The sequence below is a fragment of the Streptomyces sp. CNZ287 genome (assembly GCF_007827615.1).
Genome location: NZ_VISV01000008.1, coordinates 107,429 through 125,962 on the forward strand (window position 1 = coordinate 107,429; position 18,534 = coordinate 125,962).

22 protein-coding genes and 1 pseudogene are annotated in these 18,534 nt (G+C 73.1%); 11 read left to right on the plus strand and 12 right to left on the minus strand.

What is annotated here, in order from left to right; translation table 11 throughout:
* The first annotated feature begins 114 nt into the window (after nt 1–114).
* Both FB457_RS16715 and FB457_RS16720 read left to right on the plus strand, forming a co-directional pair.
* Nucleotides 115–744, plus strand: coding sequence for a thioredoxin-like domain-containing protein (locus FB457_RS16715; protein ID WP_047016954.1), 630 nt, complete (start codon nt 115–117; stop codon nt 742–744).
* A complete protein-coding gene (locus tag FB457_RS16720) occupies nt 720–1,379 on the plus strand; it encodes a DUF305 domain-containing protein (RefSeq protein WP_145782351.1) in 660 nt (219 codons plus the stop codon). Before FB457_RS16715 ends, FB457_RS16720 begins: the two co-directional genes overlap by 25 nt.
* Nucleotides 1,380–1,528: 149 nt before the next feature.
* On the opposite strand, the pseudogene FB457_RS36180 reads toward FB457_RS16720, so the two are convergent.
* Nucleotides 1,529–1,750 (minus strand): annotated as a pseudogene (locus tag FB457_RS36180) (DsbA family protein); the annotation flags it as partial.
* Between FB457_RS36180 and FB457_RS16730 the strand changes: the two are divergent.
* From FB457_RS16730 to FB457_RS16740, 3 genes are all read left to right on the plus strand, one after another.
* A complete protein-coding gene (locus FB457_RS16730; RefSeq protein WP_486589050.1) occupies nt 1,683–2,051 on the plus strand; it encodes an RICIN domain-containing protein in 369 nt (122 codons plus the stop codon). The pseudogene FB457_RS36180 and the gene FB457_RS16730 overlap by 68 nt on opposite strands.
* Before the next feature lie 101 nt (nt 2,052–2,152).
* Nucleotides 2,153–2,539 (plus strand): BlaI/MecI/CopY family transcriptional regulator, encoded by a 387-nt coding sequence (locus FB457_RS16735; RefSeq protein ID WP_047016956.1) that lies wholly within the window; start codon nt 2,153–2,155, stop codon nt 2,537–2,539.
* A complete protein-coding gene (locus tag FB457_RS16740; protein ID WP_145782300.1) occupies nt 2,536–3,471 on the plus strand; it encodes a M56 family metallopeptidase in 936 nt (311 codons plus the stop codon). Before FB457_RS16735 ends, FB457_RS16740 begins: the two co-directional genes overlap by 4 nt.
* Nucleotides 3,472–3,501: 30 nt before the next feature.
* On the opposite strand, the gene FB457_RS16745 is transcribed toward FB457_RS16740, so the two are convergent.
* Nucleotides 3,502–3,927, minus strand: a complete 426-nt coding sequence (locus FB457_RS16745; RefSeq protein ID WP_047016958.1) for a MerR family transcriptional regulator — start codon at nt 3,925–3,927, stop codon at nt 3,502–3,504.
* 70 nt (nt 3,928–3,997) lie between these two features.
* On the opposite strand from FB457_RS16745, the gene FB457_RS16750 reads away from it, so the two are divergent.
* The 3 genes from FB457_RS16750 (at nt 3,998) to FB457_RS16765 (ending at nt 7,936) form a co-directional block, all read left to right on the plus strand.
* Nucleotides 3,998–5,248, plus strand: a complete 1,251-nt coding sequence (locus tag FB457_RS16750; protein ID WP_047016959.1) for an MFS transporter — start codon at nt 3,998–4,000, stop codon at nt 5,246–5,248.
* A 380-nt stretch (nt 5,249–5,628) separates the two neighbouring features.
* On the plus strand, nt 5,629–6,657 hold the full coding sequence (locus FB457_RS16760) for an NlpC/P60 family protein (RefSeq protein WP_145782302.1): 1,029 nt from the start codon (nt 5,629–5,631) through the stop codon (nt 6,655–6,657).
* Nucleotides 6,658–7,057: 400 nt separating this feature from the next.
* On the plus strand, nt 7,058–7,936 hold the full coding sequence (locus FB457_RS16765) for an SAM-dependent methyltransferase (RefSeq protein WP_253911320.1): 879 nt from the start codon (nt 7,058–7,060) through the stop codon (nt 7,934–7,936).
* A 47-nt stretch (nt 7,937–7,983) separates the two neighbouring features.
* Here FB457_RS16765 and FB457_RS35250 read toward each other — a convergent pair whose 3' ends face one another.
* From FB457_RS35250 to FB457_RS16805, 8 genes are all read right to left on the minus strand, one after another.
* Nucleotides 7,984–8,148 carry a hypothetical protein gene (locus FB457_RS35250; protein WP_186461988.1) on the minus strand — a complete coding sequence of 55 codons (165 nt, stop codon included), beginning with the start codon at nt 8,146–8,148 and terminating at the stop codon, nt 7,984–7,986.
* Between the two features lie 117 nt (nt 8,149–8,265).
* Complete coding sequence (locus FB457_RS16775; protein WP_047020155.1) at nt 8,266–8,973, minus strand: cation efflux transmembrane domain-containing protein; 708 nt, start codon at nt 8,971–8,973, stop codon at nt 8,266–8,268.
* A 2-nt stretch (nt 8,974–8,975) separates the two neighbouring features.
* Nucleotides 8,976–9,311 (minus strand): ArsR/SmtB family transcription factor, encoded by a 336-nt coding sequence (locus FB457_RS16780; protein WP_047016963.1) that lies wholly within the window; start codon nt 9,309–9,311, stop codon nt 8,976–8,978.
* A gap of 54 nt (nt 9,312–9,365) precedes the next feature.
* Nucleotides 9,366–10,277: a UbiA family prenyltransferase gene (locus FB457_RS16785; RefSeq protein ID WP_253911321.1), complete on the minus strand. Its 912-nt coding sequence runs from the start codon at nt 10,275–10,277 to the stop codon at nt 9,366–9,368.
* Nucleotides 10,274–11,551, minus strand: coding sequence for an FAD-dependent monooxygenase (locus FB457_RS16790; RefSeq protein WP_047016964.1), 1,278 nt, complete (start codon nt 11,549–11,551; stop codon nt 10,274–10,276). The genes FB457_RS16785 and FB457_RS16790 overlap by 4 nt, the downstream gene beginning before the upstream one ends.
* Complete coding sequence (locus FB457_RS16795; RefSeq protein WP_047016965.1) at nt 11,548–12,144, minus strand: hypothetical protein; 597 nt, start codon at nt 12,142–12,144, stop codon at nt 11,548–11,550. The genes FB457_RS16790 and FB457_RS16795 overlap by 4 nt, the downstream gene beginning before the upstream one ends.
* 11 nt (nt 12,145–12,155) lie before the next feature.
* Nucleotides 12,156–12,953: a methyltransferase domain-containing protein gene (locus tag FB457_RS16800; protein ID WP_145782303.1), complete on the minus strand. Its 798-nt coding sequence runs from the start codon at nt 12,951–12,953 to the stop codon at nt 12,156–12,158.
* Nucleotides 12,950–14,134 (minus strand): polyprenyl synthetase family protein, encoded by a 1,185-nt coding sequence (locus FB457_RS16805; RefSeq protein ID WP_078898345.1) that lies wholly within the window; start codon nt 14,132–14,134, stop codon nt 12,950–12,952. The genes FB457_RS16800 and FB457_RS16805 overlap by 4 nt, the downstream gene beginning before the upstream one ends.
* Before the next feature lie 349 nt (nt 14,135–14,483).
* On the opposite strand from FB457_RS16805, the gene FB457_RS16810 reads away from it, so the two are divergent.
* Together FB457_RS16810 and FB457_RS16815 are read left to right on the plus strand one after the other, a co-directional pair.
* Nucleotides 14,484–14,945 carry a hypothetical protein gene (locus tag FB457_RS16810; protein ID WP_047016967.1) on the plus strand — a complete coding sequence of 154 codons (462 nt, stop codon included), beginning with the start codon at nt 14,484–14,486 and terminating at the stop codon, nt 14,943–14,945.
* Between the two features lie 79 nt (nt 14,946–15,024).
* The gene (locus FB457_RS16815) at nt 15,025–15,684 is read left to right on the plus strand and encodes a ribonuclease H family protein (RefSeq protein ID WP_047016968.1); all 660 of its coding nucleotides are present in this window, start codon (nt 15,025–15,027) and stop codon (nt 15,682–15,684) included.
* A 31-nt stretch (nt 15,685–15,715) separates the two neighbouring features.
* On the opposite strand, the gene FB457_RS16820 is transcribed toward FB457_RS16815, so the two are convergent.
* Entirely contained in the window at nt 15,716–16,618 is a 903-nt protein-coding gene (locus FB457_RS16820; protein ID WP_047016969.1) for a TIGR03619 family F420-dependent LLM class oxidoreductase, read from the minus strand.
* Nucleotides 16,619–16,737: 119 nt separating this feature from the next.
* Entirely contained in the window at nt 16,738–17,391 is a 654-nt protein-coding gene (locus tag FB457_RS16825; protein ID WP_145782305.1) for a TetR/AcrR family transcriptional regulator, read from the minus strand.
* 131 nt (nt 17,392–17,522) lie between these two features.
* Here FB457_RS16825 and FB457_RS16830 point away from each other — a divergent pair, with 131 nt between their 5' ends.
* Nucleotides 17,523–18,533 carry a hypothetical protein gene (locus tag FB457_RS16830; protein WP_145782352.1) on the plus strand — a complete coding sequence of 337 codons (1,011 nt, stop codon included), beginning with the start codon at nt 17,523–17,525 and terminating at the stop codon, nt 18,531–18,533.
* Nucleotide 18,534: the final 1 nt, after the last annotated feature.

Below are 18,534 nucleotides of genomic sequence, written 5' to 3' on the forward strand. Positions count from 1 at the left end.
GCCCGGTGCATGCGCCCACCCCGTACTCCGTCCACTCACCCCTACGCACACACCCCGCCGCGCGCCCGCGCCCGCCGCGTTCGCGCGCGCCCCGGGGAGAAGGGTCCGCACACCATGGGTTCCGCCAAGTCCAAAGCCGCCGCCCGCCGTGCCCGCGTCGAGGAGATGCGCCGCAAGGAAGCCGCCCGGGAGCGGCGCAGCAAGCAGATCACCTATCTCGCCTCCGCCGTCGTCGTGGTCGCCACCGCCGTCGGCGGCTACTTCATCGTCGACAGCGCCCGCGAGGACGAGAAGGCCGCCGCCGCGCCCCTCAAGGGCGAGCAGAGCTGGGACGACCTCGAACAGAACCACGTCACCGAGGACGTCGACTACAAGATGACGCCCCCCGCCGGCGGCGACCACGACCCCGCGTGGCAGAACTGCAACGGCGACGTCTACGACCAGCCGATACGCGACGAGAACGCCGTGCACTCCCTGGAGCACGGCGCCGTGTGGGTCACGTACGGCGACAAGGCGAAGGAAGGGGACGTCAAGACCCTCTCCGAGCGCGTCACCGACACCCCGTACTCGCTGATCAGCCCCCACCCCGACCAGACCGGGGCGATCACCCTCTCCGCCTGGGGCAAGCAGCTCACGGTCGAGAAGGCGGCCGACCCGAAGGTGGGCAAGTTCTTCGACAAGTACGTCCAGGGTCCGCAGACTCCCGAGCAGGGTGCCGCCTGCACCGGTGGGAAGGACGCGTGACGCTCCTCCGGCCCGCCCTGCGGTGGCCGCTCGCGATGCTGGCCGCCGCGGTCCTCGTCTGCGGTGCGTTCCTCGTCGTCCTCGCCACCGGCGCGGACGACGACGCCCCCGGCGTCCCGGACACCGGCTCCGCCGACGCCGGGTTCGCCCGCGACATGATCGTGCACCACCAGCAGGCCGTGGAGATGTCCCTCATCGTGCGCGACCGCACCGGCGACGAGGACGTGCGCAGGCTCGCCTACGACGTCGTCAACACCCAGGCCAACCAGCGCGGCATGCTCCTCGGCTGGCTGGACGAGTGGGAGCTGCCGAAGTCGTCGGGCGAGCCGCCGATGGCCTGGATGGGCCACGAGATGCCCTTCGAGGCGCGCGACGGGTCGCTGATGCCCGGCATGGCCACCGACACCCAGCTCCGCCGGCTGCGGGACGCGGACGGCCGGGACGCCGAGGTGCTGTACCTCCGGCTGATGACCGCGCACCACCGGGGCGGCGTGCAGATGTCGCAGATGGCGGCGGGCGCGGTGGAGACGCGGGTGGTGCGGCGGCTGGCGGAGACCACGCTGCGCGGGCAGCAGTCGGAGATCAAGCTGATGCGGGACATGCTCCAGGAGCGCGGCGGCCTCATGAAGCCGTAGCCGTCCGGGTCAGCGCGCGAGCGCTTCGTCGATGGCGGCGGCGAAGTCCTCGCACGACTGCGGGTCGGAGATCTTCTCCCCGCCGAGGAAGACGTCGGCGTCCCCTGGACGTCCAGGGCGAGGCCGTCGCGCTGGTCGGCCCGTACCCGGTCGGCCGTGCGCGGGGCCGCCAGGTCGCGGTCGAAGCGGTCCATGTCCAGGCCCAGTTCGCGGGCGAAGCCGCGGAAGACGTCATCCTTCGACTCCTGCGCCCCGCCCCACTCCGCCTGGGTGCCGAAGAGCTTGCGGTACATCTCGTCGAACGTGTCCTGCCGGGCCGGGTCGTGTATCGACACCAACGGTCCCCAGGGGCCCGGTGTCGAAGTACACATGCGTGCCTGCGCGAACCGCACCGGCCAGAGCTGGACCTACGACGAGAACGATCGTCACTTTGCCAACCCGCCCAGCGGACCGTGCCTCGACACGGCCGGAGCCCCCGCCACGGGGGTCGGCCTGGTGGTGAACCCGTGCGGGAACTACACCGGCCAGGTATGGCACCACAGTCCCGGCACCGGCCAGTTGGTCAACCAGACCACGGGACTGTGCATGGACACGGCCGGGCCTCCCGCCATCAACGTCGGCCTGGTGCTCAACCCCTGCGGAAACTGCACCGGCCAGCTCTGGCGCAGGTGATCCTTCCCGCCCGCCACCGCCACTGCCACCGCCACCGGGCCAGGGCCGCCGCCCCTGGCTACGATGTGGCTGCGCGCATCGCCTGCGGAGGGGAAACGATCATGCGGCGGCTGGGGGATCTCGAAGCGGAGATCATGGACCGGCTGTGGAAGTGGGAGCGCCCCGCCACCGTCCGCGAGATCGTCGACGATATCAACAACGACCGCGAGCTGGCCTACACGACGGTCATGACCGTCGCCAACATCCTGTACCAGAAGGGCTGGCTGGTCCGTACGAAACAGGGCCGGGCCTGGCTCTACACCCCCGTCCGCAGCCGGGAGGCGTACTCCGCCGCGCTGATGGAGGACGCCCTCGGCGCCAGCGAGGACCGGTCCGCCGCCCTCGCCCACTTCGTCGACGGTATGACCGACGACGAGGTCGCCGCCCTGCGCAAGGCGCTGCGCGAGAGCGACGCCGGCCGCCGGTGCGAGGGCCGGGGCCCGGGGTGAGCGAGGCGCTGCCCGTCCTGGGGTACGCGGCCGTGCTGGGCGTCGTCGCGCCGCGCTTCGTGCTGCGCGGCGCGTGGCCGCACCGGGCGCCGCGGCTCGCGGTCGCCGTGTGGCACGCGCTCGCGGTGGCGTTCACGCTCTCCGTGGCGCTGGCCGCGTACCACCTGGCGACGCCCACCGAGCATCTGCACGCCAGCTTCGTCGGCTTCCTGCACTCCTGCGGCCTGGGCCTGGACCGGGGCGTGGACCTCGGCCTCGGCACCGGGCGGCCCGACCCGGGTGTCGCGAGCCGGCTGGCGGGCGTGCTGCCGGCCGCCGTGGCCGGGGCGGTGGCGGTGAGCGTCGGCGGGCACGCGCTGCGGGCGCGGCGGGTACGGGCCCGGCATCGCGCCGTACTCGACATGGTCGGCCGCCGTTCCTCCGCGCTGGGCGCCACCGTCGTGGCGCACGGCACGCCCGTCGCGTACTGCCTGCCGGGCCGCCGCGCGCGCGTCGTCGTCAGCGAGGGCGCGCTGCGGCTGCTGTCGGCCGCGCAGGTCGACGCGGTCCTGGAGCACGAGCGGGCGCACGTCGCCGGCCGGCACCACCTGCCGCAGGCGGCGGCGGACGGCTTCGCCGCCCTGTTCCGCGGGCTGCCGCTGGCGCGGCACGTGCGGCGGCAGACGGCGCTGCTGCTGGAGATGGCCGCGGACGACCGCGCGCTGCGGCGGCACCCGGGCCGGGTGCTGGCCACGGCGATGTACGAGATGGCGGCCTGCCGCGCGCCGCGCGGGGCGTTCGCCGTCGGCGGCGGCACGGTGCCGGTGCGGCTGCGCCGGGTGCTGGGCCCGCGGCGGCGCGCGCACCCGGTGCTGCGGGGCGCGGTGGCGGCGGTCGCGCTGACGGTGCCGCTGGTCCCGCTCCTGGTGGCCTGCCCGCCCGCGCTGGTCTGACGGCCCGTGGTCCCGGCTTGCTGTTGCGGGTCATGACGTTGCTGACACCACCGACGGGGAGTTCGGTGTTCCGTGAGAGCTGCCAGGCGCCGCCGCTCGGCATTGTGCGACTTCAGTCAGGTACTCGCTCATCGCATCACGGTTGCGGATGAGTACGTCGATCCGCTCGGTGAGCCGGTCCCGCTCGGCGGCCAGCAAGGCCAGCATCTCCGGTGTTGCATCGGGAAAGTGGATCGATCGAGGTTTGTCCAGGCACGGAAGAATCTGCTTGATGATGCGAGTGGGGAGCCCCGCATCCAGCAGGCCACGGATCTGGTTGACCCGGTCCACGTAGCGGTCGTCATACTCCCGATACCCGTTCGCGCCCCGGTCCGGGACAATCAGCCCCTGCTCCTCGTAGTAGCGAAGTAGCCGACGGGACGCACCCGTCAGTCGCGACAATTCACCGATCCTCACACTCGCCGAAACTACTCGGCGCACGTCGGCTTGACCATCACATCTATGTGAAGGTTTCAGGATTCGGTCCATGACCACCACGTCTTCTGACGCACAGCCTCGTACGCGACAGGCCGGCCTTCCATGGTCCGCGCTGTTGGCACTGGGGACTGCCGTCTTCATCACGAGCTTGACCGAGACTCTGCCTGCCGGGGTGCTGCCCGAGATGTCGACCTCACTGGGCACCAGTTCAGGTGCTACCGGCCAGGCCGTCACCGTCTATGCGGCCGGTACGGCGTTGACCGCGATCCCGCTCGCCACGGCGACGGCATCTGTTCCGCGGAAACCACTGCTGCTCGGCGCCATGGCCGTCTTCCTGGTGGCCAACACGCTGACTGCGGCTGCACAGGGATACATCGTCCTGCTTGCGGGCCGGTTCCTCGCCGGCGTGGCCGCGGGCCTGGCGTGGGCGATCCTCGCTGGCTACGCCCGTCGTATCGCACCTGTCGGCTTGGAAGGGCGCGCCATCGCAGTGGCGATGACCGGGATCCCTGTGGCGCTGTCCTTGGGAGTTCCGGCCGGCACGCTGATCGGTGAACAGGTGGGATGGCGGGCGGCGTTTGGCGCTGTCTCCCTGGTCACTCTTGCCGTCATCGGCTGGATCAGCGTGTCCGTCCCCGGCGTGGGGCAACCTGCCATTGAACAGGCTGACCCCAACCGTTCGGACCCCGCACCAGAATCAGCGAAGTCGCCCCTGCGGCAGACCCTGGCGGTGCCCGGTGTCGCGGCGATCATGGTCACGGTCACGACGTTCGTTCTCGGGCACACGATCATCTACGCCTACATCGCTCCCTACCTACAGCACGCCGGGCTCAGGCCAGCGACCGACGCGGTTCTCCTTGCTTTCGGTGTCGCATGCCTGGTGAGCATTTGGTACGTCGGACGCCATGTCGACCGCCGGCCACGGGCTCTGATGGTCACCGGCGCAGCGCTGTTCACTCTCGCCACCGCAGCTCTTGCCGTCACCACCACACACACGATCGTTTGGGTCGCCGCTGTTCTTTGGGGCCTGGGGTGGGGCGGCGCCCCGACCTTGCTGCAAACCGCAGCCGGACAAGCCGGAATGCGGCGCAGCACCGCTGCCGCTGACACCGCGCAAGCCGTCCTCGTCACCCTCTGGAACACCGCGATGGCCCTTGGCGGCATCATCGGCGGTCTCCTGCTGCAAAGCTCGGGCGTCACCGTGGTCGCCGCGTCAGCCGCCGCCCTCGGGGCAGTCAGCCTGGTCATCGTCGCCGGGGCCCGACACCGCGCATTCCCCCACACTCAGGCCACGTCATGACCCACGCCAGCGCACCCTGAGCGTTGAAGGACGCCGGCGTCTGGTCAAACGTTGCCGCACTCGGCCCATCGCGCACGTCGCCGCAGAGACGGGCATCTCCAGGGCGACCGCACCGAAGTGGGTCAATCGCTACCCCTCCCGGACGAGAATGCCGCTACCGCGATCGCGTTCATGCACCGAGCACGAGCCTGGCTGGCCGCCCACGGCATCACCCGCATCGAGCGGATCGTCACGCAACCGCCAGCATCACGGCTATGCGAAGGCGTCAGCAACGCCATGGCCTCCTACAGCTTGCAGGGGGTCGCTTGCCTGCGCTTCTACTAATCTACTAAGTTGCCTTTCGGTTCCTGTCGCCGCCGAGGATGAGGAGCAACTCCGCCATGGGAGCGCACCGCCGCCCGAAGTCCCCCGGCCGCGCCCGGATCACTGCCCTCTCCTTCGCCGCCGGGGCCTTCACCCTGCTCTCGACCCAGAGCGGCCAGGCCGAGCCGAAGCCCACCGTCGAGGAGGTGCGCGCGGAGGTGGAGAAGCTGTACGAGGAGGCCACGGGGCCCACCGAGGAGTACAACGCCGCCCGCGAGCGCCAGCGCGGGCTTCAGGAGGAGGCCGAGAAGGCGCAGGACGAGGCGGCCCGCCAGCAGCAGGAGATCAACGACCTACGGGACCGGATAGGCCCGCTCGCCGCCGAGCAGTACCGCAACGGCGGCATCGACCCCAGTGTGCAACTCGCCCTCTCCGCCGACCCGGACGAGTACCTCCGGGAGGCCGAGCTGGTCGACCGCGTCGGCCACCGGCAGGCGTCGGCGCTCAGCGTGCTCCAGGACAAGCAGCGGGAGCTGGCGCAGCAGCGCAGGGAGACGTCGGCGAAGCTGCGCGAGGCGGAGGAGTTCCGTACCGCCGCGGCGGAGAAGAAGAACGAGGTCCAGGCGAAGCTGACCGAGGCGCGGCAGCTCCTCAACTCCCTGACCGCGGAGGAACGCGCCCGCCTCGACGCCGCCGAGGAGCGCGACGCGGCCGAGGCCGGCACGAGCGACGCGGCGGACACCTACGACGGCCCGGCGAGCGGCCGCGCGAAGGCGGCCCTGGACTTCGCGTACGCCCAGCTCGGCAAGCCCTACGAGTGGGGCTCGACCGGCCCCGACTCCTTCGACTGCTCCGGCCTGACGGGCTCGGCGTGGAGCGCGGCGGGGGTCTCGCTGCCCCGTACGGTCAAGCAGCAGTACGACGCGGGCCGCAAGGTCAGCCAGGCGGACATGCAGCCCGGCGACATCATCTACTGGTACAACGACACGCAGCACAACGGCATGTACGTCGGCGACGGCAAGGCGATCCACGCGCCCCGCACCGGCAAGAACGTCGAGATCGTCCCGGTCGACAGCATGCCCTTCTACGCTGCCAGCCGCCCCTGAGAGCCCGAGCGGTCAGGTGTGGATTCCCGTGAGAGATGTCGTTGTCCCAGCGTCCTGGTACGCGGCCACCGTACGGCGGTTGACGGCCGACGCGAGCCTGCTGGGGTTGGCTCGCGTCCTGAACGGACCCGGGACACCTGCCCCAGGTCAATACCGCGACGCTGCTGCGGGAACCCGGGAGCCCACCATGCACGGTCAGCCAGAACTTCGACCGGTCCGGCTGCGTCATCGCCGTCGGCGGCTGACGCCAGGCAGGCGCTGACCCGCGCCCGCGAGGCGACAGGCATGCTGCGCTTCGTCCACACCTGGAGTGCCCCGCAGGAGTGAAGCGTTGCCGCAGGTGGTTCGTTGAGCCTGCGGGGCCAAGTGCCCGGCAAGCGGAGCGTCGTACTCTGCGGACGTGGGACACGTCGCTGTTGCGAAGCCGACGAGCGGCCGGCTGGATGCCGTTGGCCGTACCTCGCTGCTTACCGCCGCCATGCGGGCGATCGAGAGTCGTCGCTCCGACCGTCTCTTCGACGATCCGTACGCGCACCGGCTGTGCGGGCAGGTCGGTCCGTGTCTGCTGGAGGAGTTGCGGGCGGCGACGCTGCCGGCCGGACAGCCGCGGCGGATGCCCGATGTGCTCGACGTCAACGCCGTGCGGACGCGGTTCTTCGACGACCGGCTCCGTGCGGACGTGCACGAGGGTACGCAGGTGGTGCTGCCGGCCAGTGGGATGGACTGCCGGGCGTACCGGACGGAGTGGCCACGGGGCGTGCGGTGGTACGAGATCGACCGGCCCGCCGTCGTCGCGCACAAGCAGGCGCGACTAGCGGACGTGCGGCCCTGCGTGGATCGCCGTGCCGTCGGTGCCGACCTGACAGGGCCAAACTGGGAGCGGCGGCTGGTCGCGGCCGGGTACGAGCCGCAGGTGCCCTCCGTCTGGCTGCTGGAGGGTCTGCTGTGCTACCTGCGGGAGGGTGAGGTCAACGACCTCCTCGACCGCATCCGCCGCGTCACCGCCCCGGGCTCTGTGCTCCTCGCCGACTGCGTCGGTGCTGCCGCGTTCACCGTGCCGCACGCGAGCGGGCAGCTCAACATGTTCGCCCGCTGGGGCTGCCCCTGGCACTTCGGGACCGACGAACCGGAGGTCCTCTTCTCCGGGCACGGCATGCGTGCGACCTCCGTACAGCCGGGCGAGGCGCCTGCCGACTACCCCCGCTGGTCCCACGCCGTACCGCCGCGCTCGGCCGGAGGCGTGCGCCGCATCTTCCTCATCCGGGCCGTCCGAGGCTGAGACCGCCGGTCATGTCCCCGTTCACGGCGTTGGACTTGGTCTGGCAGTCACATCTGCGTGCGCAGCAGCGACTTGGCGATCTGATCCCTGCGGCGTGAACGGCGGGTAAGCATCAGGCCGTGCCCCGCCGATGGCGGGGAGAAAGGGCTGGCGCGGGCGGTGTACGCGGCGTAGGCGTCGCCGTGGACCGCCGTCAGGTGCGGCTCCTCCACGACCCGGACCTGCAACGGGACCGCGACGATCAGCGCGGCGAGGGCCGGGAGGGAGACCGGGTGGGGGGAGGACGAGCGCGAGGCCGGTGGTGGTCGTGGCGGCCCGCGCCCACGTGCTCATGACGGGCCTCCTCCATGGGTGCCGCAGCAGTCGCACGCGGCGGTGGTGCTCGCGGTCGTGGTCCCCGGGACGGCGCAGCAGGCTTCGCCACGCCAGGCGTTACGGCCCTCCCGTACGGCGACGGCGGAGATGACCAGGGCCGCGACCGGGTCGGCGAAGGTCCAGCCGGCGGTCGCGTTGAGGACGAGCCCGAGCAGCAGGACGGCCGACAGGTACGTGCACAGCAGGGTCTGCTTGGAGTCGGCCACGGCGCTGGCGGAGCCGAGTTCGCGGCCCGCGCGGCGCTGCGCGGCGGAGAGGAACGGCATGATCGCCAGCGACAGCGCGGCCAGCACGATGCCGGGTACGGACGGCTCCGCCTCGGCGCCGCCCGCCAGCGCCCGTAGGGCGTCGACGGCGACGTACGCGGCGAGGGCGAAGAACGACACCGCGATGATCCGCAGCGTCCGCCCCTCCCTGGCCTGCCGGGCGGCGGGGTCGACGGCGGAGAACTGCCAGGCGAGGGCGGCGGCGGAGGAGACCTCGACGACGGAGTCCAGCCCGAAGCCGATCAGCGCGGCGGAGGAGGCGAGGGCCCCGGCGGTGAGCGCGACGACGGCCTCGACGACGTTGTACGCGATCGTCGCCGCGACCAGCAGCCGTATCCGGCGGGTGAGCAGGGCCGCCCGGCTCTGGCCGGGACCGGTGCCGACGCCCGCGGCCATCGTCAGCAGCACCCTTCGGCGTCGGCGTCCGGGCAGGTCCGGTCCGTCGCCACGGCGACGACGGCGGCCCGCAGGTCGTCCAGGGCATGCCCGAGGCGGGCGTCGGCGAGTTCGTACCGCACCCGCCGCCCGTCGGGCACGGCGACGACGAGCCCGCAGTCGCGCAGGCACGCCAGATGGTTGGAGAGCCGGGTCCGGGAGACGCCGAGCGCCTCGGCCAACTCGGCGGGATAGCCGGGCCCGTCGCGCAGCGCGAGCAGGACCCGGCAGCGGATGGGGTCGGCAAGCGCCCGCCCGAAGCGGGCCAGCACGTCGATGTCCGTGGCGGTGGTCAGCACGCCGGAGACGATACAGGGGATTCTGAATTCAGGAAAGAATGAATCGACCGGGAGTCAGACCACCAGCGACCCCGCCACGAAGGCCGCGAGGACTCCCAGGGGGTGGAACGACGCGCGGTTGAAGACCGTGAGGGCCGTGGGGGGTTCGGGGTGGCGGAGGAGGCGGGCGGCGGGGAGGACGAGGGTGGGGATCGCCGTGAGGGCCGTGACCGCGATCCCCGCAGCGCCGTAGAACGGCCAGGCCGTTACCGCCAGGGTGCAGGCCGTGGCCGCCGTGAGCAGGAGCAGGGCCGCCGAGAGACGGGCGGCGGCGCGGGGGCCGTAGACGATCGGGACCGTCTTGATGCCGAGCGGGGTGTCCTCGGCCACGTCGGCGAGGTCGTTGGGGATGTTCCGGCCGCCGATCTCCCACGCCGCCATCCACAGCGCCAGCAGCCCGAGGCGCAGCGGGTCGACGGTGGCGGAGAAGGCGAACCAGCCCGCGCAGGCGCCGATCGCCACCATCGCGCCGCTGAGCAGGAACTTGTACGCCGTGACCGTGGCCAGCTTGCAGTACGCCGCTTCCAGCAGCGCCGCGCCGACGAACAGCACCGCGCACACCCAGCTCAGCGCGACCGCCACCGCCAGCGCGATCCCGCCCAGCAGCAGCACCCACGCGAGCCCCGCCGCGAACCGCAGCCTGCCCTGCGCCAGCGGGTGCCGGCCGCCCGTGCTGTCGATGTCCGGCGCCGCGCGGGTGCGGGCCATCGCCGCGCTGCGCCGGTCGAGGCGGGCGTCGAAGAGGTCGTTCGCCGCGAAGACCGCGAAGAACGCCGCGGCGGTGGCGAAGACGGCGGCGGCCAGGCGGCCCGGCGCGGGGTGGTCGGTGGCCAGCAGCGCGCCGACCAGGGGCTGGGCGATGCTCAGCAGCGCCTGGTTGCCGCGCGAGAAGCCGTACAACGCCCGCGCCTGGACCGCAAGGCTCATGGAGTGGACTCCCTGGGTTCTCTCGACTGCATCGTGTGGGGGGTGCTGTGCGGGACGGGGAGGCCGGGTCCCGCGCCGACGTACCAGTGCGCGAACGCCGCGCCCGCGGGGCCCGGTTCGGCCAGCTCCCGCAGCCGCTCCAGCCGCCGCGCCAGCTCCCCCCTGCGGTCCGCGGGGTGCTCCCCCTGCGGGTGCAGCAGGTCCAGGAACCCGGCCGCGAGGTCGCGGGTCCGCAACACCTCGGGGAGCCTGCGGGCCGTATAGCCGGCCAGGTGCGTCTCGTCGCCGTCCCGGTAGCGGCGGATCAGCGCGTCGGCCAGGTCGGCGGCGTCGGCGACGGCGAGGTTCATGCCCTTCGCCCCCGAGGGCGTCAGCACGTGCGCGGCGTCCCCCGCGAGGAAGAGCCGCCCGTGCTGGAACCGCTGCCGCACGCTGCTGCGCATCCGCAGCACCCCGGTCTCCACGATGCGCCCCAGCCGCGGCACCGCCGCGCCCGCGCCCACCAGCCGGGTGCGCAGCCGCTCGTGCACGCGGGCGGCGGTCCAGCGCGCGGTGGCGTCCCCGGCGGGGATCTCCAGGTAGAGCCGGGCGATACGGGACGTGCGCGGCATGACGCCCGCGAAGCCGTCCTCGTGCACGGCGTACACCACGCCCGGCACGCCGCGGTCGACCTCCGCGAGGAGCGTGAGCCAGTCGTACGGGTAGCGCTCGTCCAGCTCGGCACGCGGCGCGGTGTCCGGGGGCAGCGCCTGCGGGGTGATGCCGTGCGGGCCGTCGCAGCCGACGACGTAGTCGCACTCGATGTCCAGCCCGGGGCACTCCACCCGCGCGGGACCGGCGCCGTCGACGTGCACGCGGGTCGCCGGCAGGCCGAACTCCGGGGTGTGGCCCGCCGTGCCGAGGTCGGCGATGAGGTCCCGTACCAGGAGCTGCTGCGGGTACACCCAGTGCCGGATGCCCCCGGACTGGGCGCCGTAGTCGAAGCGCAGCAGCCGGCCCGCGCACAGGAAGTCGCACCAGCCGTGCCGGGTGCCCTCGGCGAGCAGCCGGCCGGCGAGGCCGTGCGCGCGCAGGTACTCGACGACCCGGTGCTCCACCAGGCCCGCCCGCGCGCGCCGTTCGACCTCGGCGCGGGAGCGGCGCTCCACGACGGCGACGCCGACCCCGGCCCGTAAGAGGACGTTCGCCAGGACCAGTCCCGCCGGTCCCGCGCCCACGACGGCGACCTGCGTACGCAACCGTCGCGGCCCCGCCGTCGTGCTCGTGCCGCTCATGCCGTCTCCTCCAGGTCCGCCGGCACGTGCGCGGGGTTGAACACCTCGTGCACGGCGGCCAGGACGTCGTCCCCGCGCCACAGCCGGTACGTCCGGAACGCCGCCGGCCGCGGCTCCTCCGCCCGCGGCTCCGGCGGCCACGGCGTGACCCCGGCCCGTACGACGGTGCGCTCCAGCCGCGCGCCCGCCGCCCGCAGCGCGGGGCCCAGCGGCACCGCGGCGTCGGTCAGGCAGCGCCGCAGCGCCGGGTCGCCGCCGGGGCCGGCCACGACCCGGTTCCACGACCACCTCCGGCCCCCGGCGTCGGTGAGCGTCGAGTGCCGTACGAGCACCTCGCCCTCGGTCCCGAGCAGCGCGACGACGCCGCGCGGGGCCAGCTCGGGGCGGACGACCCGCAGCGCCACGTCGCCGACCCGCATCGGCGTGCCCGCCCACGACTCCAGGAGCGTCGTCGTCAGACCGTCGCTGCCGAGCAGCATCCGCGTCATCGGGCTGCGGAACCGGGCGATGGCTGAGCGGGCGGTGTCGGTGCCGAAGGTGTCGAAGTCGTCGTCGTTGTGGGCTGCGGGCAGGAACTCGGTCCTCGTGGGCATACCGTTGCGGCTCACTTTCGGGTCCGGAGACGTGTCGGGACGGCAGGTGCCGGGGCGTACGACGACCGCGTGGCGGTGGCGACGAGATACCCCGGCAGTGCGAACCGAGTGTGCACCCGTAGTGGCGCTCCGCACATCCCCGCGAGTGCCCGGACGGCGGCGGCCCCGTAGACCTTGCGGAGGCTGATCAGCCCGTCGTGCGCCTGGGCGGGGCCGCCGGTGAGGAACATCAGCGGCACCGAGACCAGGCACAGCGGGTGCCGCCACCCGTCCACGAGCAGCAGCGTCCGCGCCACCCGCGTGCCCTCCCGCAGCAGCGCCAGTACCCCGGCGGGCGGCAGGTGGTGCAGCGACATCGCCATCACCGCCACGTCGTACGCGCCCGCCGGGGCGTCGATCGCCGTCGCGTCGACCACCGCGCAGCGGGCGCGCGGATGCCGGCCGAGCGGCCCGGCGCGCAGCTCTTCGACGACGCGCGGGTTGACGTCGCTGGCGGTGACCCGGGCGGTGGGGTGGGCGCGGAGGATGCGGTACGCGAGCCGCCCGCAGCCGGCGCCGAGTTCGAGGACGCGGGGGTGCGGGGCGGGGCCGAACTCGGCGGCGGTGAGGCGGGCGCAGGTGCGGTAGCCGAGGGTGAGGCGCTGGAACCGGTCGAGCCCGCGGAGGACGCGGCGCGTGGTGGCGGGGTTGCCGGGGCGGTCGATGTACTCGGCCCTGCCGGTCTCGTAGAGCCGGTCCCAGCGGGCGGCGGCGGGCCCGCCGCGGGGCATGGCGAAGGGGGCGGCAGGGTCCGGGGGCGGGGCGTTCACGGCCGGTCACCGCCGGGGTGGTGGCCGTAGGCCGTGTCCGCCGCCTCATGGCCGTACGCCGTGCCCGCCGCGTCGTGCTCGTACGCCGTGCCTGCCACTTCGTCGGCCAGCCACGCCAGCCGGTCGCGGTCCGCCCCCGCGGGCACCGGCGCGAGCGCCTCCCGGCAGCGGTCGACGTACGCGCGGGCCATCATCTGCGCCGCGTCCAGCGCGCCGGTGTCGCGGGCGAGCCGGGAGAGCTGCCGCTGGCGGGCGAGTTCGTCGGTCGTGCCGTCGACCAGTGCGACGAGGGCGGCCCGTTCGGCGCGGCCGCCGAGGCGGTGGGCGAGGAGTACGGGCAGCGCGGGGCGGCGGTTGCGGAGGTCGCTGCAGACGGGCTTCCCGGCGCGCAGCGCGCGGCCCCCGTCGCCGTCCTCACCGTCCTCACCGTCCCCGTCGTCGCCGGCATCGCCGTCGGGCACGTACGGCAGCAGGTCGTCGCGGATCTGGAACGCGATGCCCATCGCCTCCCCGTACGCCGCGAGCGCCCGCGTCTCCTCCGGGCTGCCGCCGCCGAGCAGCGCCCCCACGTGGCACGCCGAGTAGAACAGCGACGCGCTCTTCAGCCGCGCCATCTCCACGTACGCGGCGATGCCCCCGTCCGCCGCCGCGGTCACCTCGCGCAGGCTGCCGCTGAGCGCGACCTCCTGCGCGACGCCGCGCGCGGTCTGCTGCCCGACGGCGCCCAGGACCTCGACGGCGTCGAGCACGCGGCCCGCGGGCACCCCGGTCCGCCGGCAGGCGCCGAGCTGCTCGAAGAGGGCGAAGAAGAGCGAGTCGGCGGCCAGCACCCCGTGCGCCAGCCCGAACTCGCGGTGCGCCGCCGCCTTGCCGCGGCGCAGCCCGTCGCCGTCGATGATGTCGTCGTGGACGAGGGTCGCGACGTGGGCGAGTTCGAGGCCCACGGCCGCGGGCAGCACCGCGTCGTACGAGCCGCCGACCGCACCGGCGGCGGCGAGGAGGGTGATCGGCCGCAGCAGCTTCCCGGGCGGGCAGAGCGCCCAGCGCTGCGCCGTGGCCAGGTAGTCGGAGCCGTCGGCGCCGGCACCGGCGCGGTCCAGCCAGGCGGCGATGCCGCCGCCGACGGCGTGACGCAACTCGGCGAGCGGAAAGCACGCCGGGCCGGCGTCGGTGCGCTGCATGAGGACTAGCCGCCTTCCCGGGGGCAGGGTGCGTAGGCGCCCGTTTGGCTGGTAACGACGGCGCGAAAGCCCAGGGCACTGCGGATCACCCCTCTGGGGGCACCCTCCTCGCCACGCGGCGCACGACCGGTGGGTATGCGGGCCGCGAGGCCCCGGCGGTCCGGCGTGGAGGACGCGCTCCGGAGCGGTACCCGGGGGCTGTTGACCCGCCGGTAACAAACGTGGCGCAATAGCGATGCCCATGACAAAAATGTCGGGTCGCCGCTCTTGCCCTCGCCACGAGGAGCTGCCTCAATGCCTACGTATCCGGGGTGATCCACCCCGACCCCCCACCAGGAAGAGGCACTCCATGAAGAACGCACGCACCGCCCTGGGCGTCGGTGCCGCGGTCGCCGGCGCGCTGTTACTCGCGGCGCCGAGCGCGCTGGCGGTGGAGCCGCAGACCGCCACCATCGGGTTCGACTGCGGGAGTTGGGGCGCCGGCGAGGCGACGCTCGAAGCCACGCAGGACGGCACCGCCGCGACCATCACCATCACCACCGACGCCATCACCGCCCCGATCCCGATCGGCGCCGGCTCCGCGTCCTCGACGCTCACCCTCACCCGGAACGGCACCGACACGGTCGAGTTCTCCGGCAGCTCCAACCCGGCCATCCCGGCCGGCGCCCCGGCCGACACCGGCCCCCTCGACGGCACGGTCGCCTCCGGCGACTCGCTGGAGGCCACGTCCCTGACGGTCTCGGTCCTCGGCATCACGGCCACCTGCGACGCCACGACCCCGCAGAACCCGGGCCCGTTCGTCTTCGAGTGACAGACCCGCGGTCACGCACGGCCGGTGGCCGGGCGATCCGCCCGGCCGCCGGCCGGCAAGGGGTGGCAGAATCGGCCGTATGGCTGACCTGATCATCGCCGCATGCGACGGCGCCGCGAGTCCGAACCCGGGGCCGGCCGCGTGGGCGTGGGTGGTGGCGGGCCCGGACGGCGCGGTCGCGCGCTGGGAGTCGGGCCCGCTGGGCACGGCGACCAACAACATCGCCGAACTCACCGCCCTGCTGCGGCTCCTGGAGTCCACGGACCCGGCCGTCCCGCTGGAAGTCCGCATGGACTCCACGTACGCGATGCAGGCCGTGACCGACTGGCTGCCGGGCTGGCGGAAGCGCGGCTGGAAGACCGCGGCGGGCAAGCCGGTCGCCAACCAGGAGCTGGTACGCAGTATCGACGACCGCCTCACGGGCCGTGACGTCCGCCTCGTCCACGTCCGCGCGCACCAGGTCGGCGGTGACCCGTACAACGCCGCCGCGGACGCGGCCGCCGCGGAGTCCGCCCGCACCCAGAACCCGGCGGGCACGGCCCACGGCTCCCCGCTGCCGACGGTGGAGGACGCCCCGGCGCGCGTCCCGTCCGCCGCCCCGAAGCGCCGTTCCGGCAGGACCGGAACCCTGAAGGCCAAGTACCCGGGCCGCTGCCGCTGCGGCCGGCCGTACGAGGCGGGCACGACGATCGCGAAGAACGGCACGGGCTGGGGCCACATGGAGTGCGCCAAGGCGTGACGACGGCCGCGGCCCGAGCTTCGGCGTGGGCTCAGCCTCTCCCGACGAGTTCGAGGATCCGCCGGGCGTGCTCCACCGAGCCCTCGACGGTGCCGATCTCGTACATCGAGTCGATCATGAAGTGGTCGATTCCGGTCCGCTCGTGGATGTCCTTGACGGTGTCGACGACCTTCGCCGTGCTCGTCCCCGCGTCGATGTTCACCCGCAGCACCGTGTCGATGGCCCGGGGGTCGCGGCCGTCCTGCCGGGCCAGCTCGTCCAGGAACGAACGCTGCGCGAGGAGCCCGTCCACGTCCACGTAGCTGGGCACGACCATCAACGGCAGCCAGCCGTCGCCGCGGCGGGCGACCCGGCGCAGGGCCCGCTCGGACAGCGCGCCGAGGTAGAAGGGCGGCCGGGGCTGTCGCGCCGGCTTCAGGGGCGAGTGGTGCTCCGGCACGGAGAGCTGGTCGCCCTCGTACCGCGCCGGGTCGGTGGTCCAGATGGCGTCGAGGACGTCGAGCAGTTCGTCCATGCGCGCGCCGCGGCGGGTGAAGTCCAGCCCGGCCGCCCGGTACTCCTCGGGAGACCAGCCGATCCCGAAGCCGGGGAGGAGCCGCCCGCCGCTGATCAGGTCGATCGTCGTCAGCGACCGGGCCAGTTGGACGGGCGGGTACAGCGGGGCGATCAGTACGTGGGAGCCCAGGAGCACCCGGCTGGTCGAGGCGGCCGCCACACCGAGCAGGACGAACGGGTCGGCGGCGGGGTTCAGTTCCTCCGGAATGGTGGTTCCCCGCCCGCCGTAGCCCACGACGGGCCGGACCGCGGCCAGATTGCGGTCGCCCACCCAGAGACTGGCTCCCCCGGCCTCCTCGATCGCGGAGGCGAACGTGGCGGTCCGAGCGATGTCGAAGGCCTGACGGTGGAACTGGGGGAGTGCGAAACCTATCTTCATGGCGCCCTTCACCTGCGTCGCCGCCGGGCAGTGCGCATGCCGGCCCCGCCTCGACGTGGTCCTCTCCGAGCGACTCTCAGCCTAGGGGGCCGTGATCGCGCCCGACTCACGACGCCGGCTCACGGCCGGGTGTGTTGCTCGGCGGCGTCGAACGCGGGCGCGAGCGGGGCCAGTGCCGCGCGGAGTCGGTCGGGCAGGGAGCCGGAGGGTACGAGCAGTCCTCCGGCGCCGGAACTTCCGGCGACCTCTGTGTTCCCGGCCGGCCGGAGCCAGCCTTCCAGCGCGATGCGAACCGCCGCGGTCACGCTTGCCGCGAGGACGCGGGCTGTGGACGCTTCGGAGTCGCCCAGGCGTTCGGCGATCACCGCCGTGAGTGGGGGCTCGATGCCGGCGGTGGTATCGAGGAACGCGTCGCGCAGCGCGGTCTGGGTGGTGATCAGCAGCAGCGCCTTGTGCTCGCGCTCGCCGGTGTTCGTGTACTGCTGGACCACTGCTTCGGTGACGGCGTCAGCCAGGCGCATGTCTGCGGGCCGGGCCGCGACCGCCGCCGCGATCCGCGTTTCCCGGTCCGCGGTGACAGCGGAGGCGATCGCCTGCTCGCGGCTGGCGAAGTAGTTGTGGTAGGTGCGCGGCGAGACCCCGGCCGCTTCGGCGATGTCCTCGGCCCGCACCTGGTCGGGCCCGTGCTCCACGGCCAGGCGCAGGGCCGCCTCGCGTAGCGCCTCGCGCGTGGCCTGCTTCTTCCGCTCCCGCAGCCCTGGTGGTGTCGTCACGGTGTCAGCGTTCCACACAGGCTGCGTATGCGCAAAATTGCTCGCACGTAAATTTGCGCGTGCGCACTTTTTCTGTCAGTCTCGACCCGAACCAGACCGACAGGGAGGACGTCACCGTGCGAGCAAGAGGGATGACCTACGACACCGGATTCGTCGTGCGCGGCCAGATGTCCCGCGAGCACTTCGACCCCGCGGTGGTCCGGCGCGAGCTCGCCATCATCCGCGACGACCTGCACTGCAACGCGGTCCAGATCATCGGCGGCGACCCGGGCCGACTGGAGCTTGCCGCCGCTGCCGCCGCCGAGCTCGGCCTGGAGGTCTGGTTCTCGCCCTATCCGCTGGAGCTGGACCCGGAGCAGATCCTCGTGCTCTTCCGCGACTGCGCCGAGCGATCGGAACGGCTCCGGCGGCAGGGGGCCGCAGTCGTGTTCGTCGCAGGGGTCGAACTGAGCGTGATGAACCGCGGGTTCCTGCCCGGAGAGAGCCCCGAGGAGCGGGTCGAGCAGCTGATGAGCCAACCCGAGCGGCGGGCCGGGGCGATGCGCGAGCTCGGCGTGCGCATCAACGCGTTCCTCCGCGAGGCCGCGGCCACGGTCCGCGAGCGCTTCCAGGGCAAGCTCACCTACGCATCCATCCAGTTCGAGCAGGTCGACTGGACTCCCTTCGACATCGTCACGTTCGAGCTGATCCGCTCCGCCGAGGTCGCCGACCGGTTCCGGGACGCGGTACGCACCCTGGCCCAGGGCCCGAAGCCGCTCGCCCTCACCGGGTTCGGCACCGCGGCCTACCGCGGCGCGGGAGACCGCGGCGGGCGCGTGCTGGAGGTGGTCGAGCACGATCCGCAGACCAGGGCCCCTGTGCGACTGAACGGCATATACGAGCGTGACGAGGCCGGCCAGGCCGCATATCTGAGCGAACTCCTGGAGATCTTCGACACCGAGGGCGTGGACAGCGCGTTCGTCTTCCTGTTCGCCTTGCCCGGATACCCGCACCGCCCGGACGGCGACCCCCGGGACGACCTGGACCGGGCCGGACTGGGCATCGTCAAACTCCTCGAAGGACGCCGGGGGCAGACCTACCCCGACATGGACTGGGAACCCAAGGCCGCCTTCACGGCAGTGGCGCAGCGGTATCGGAGGTGAC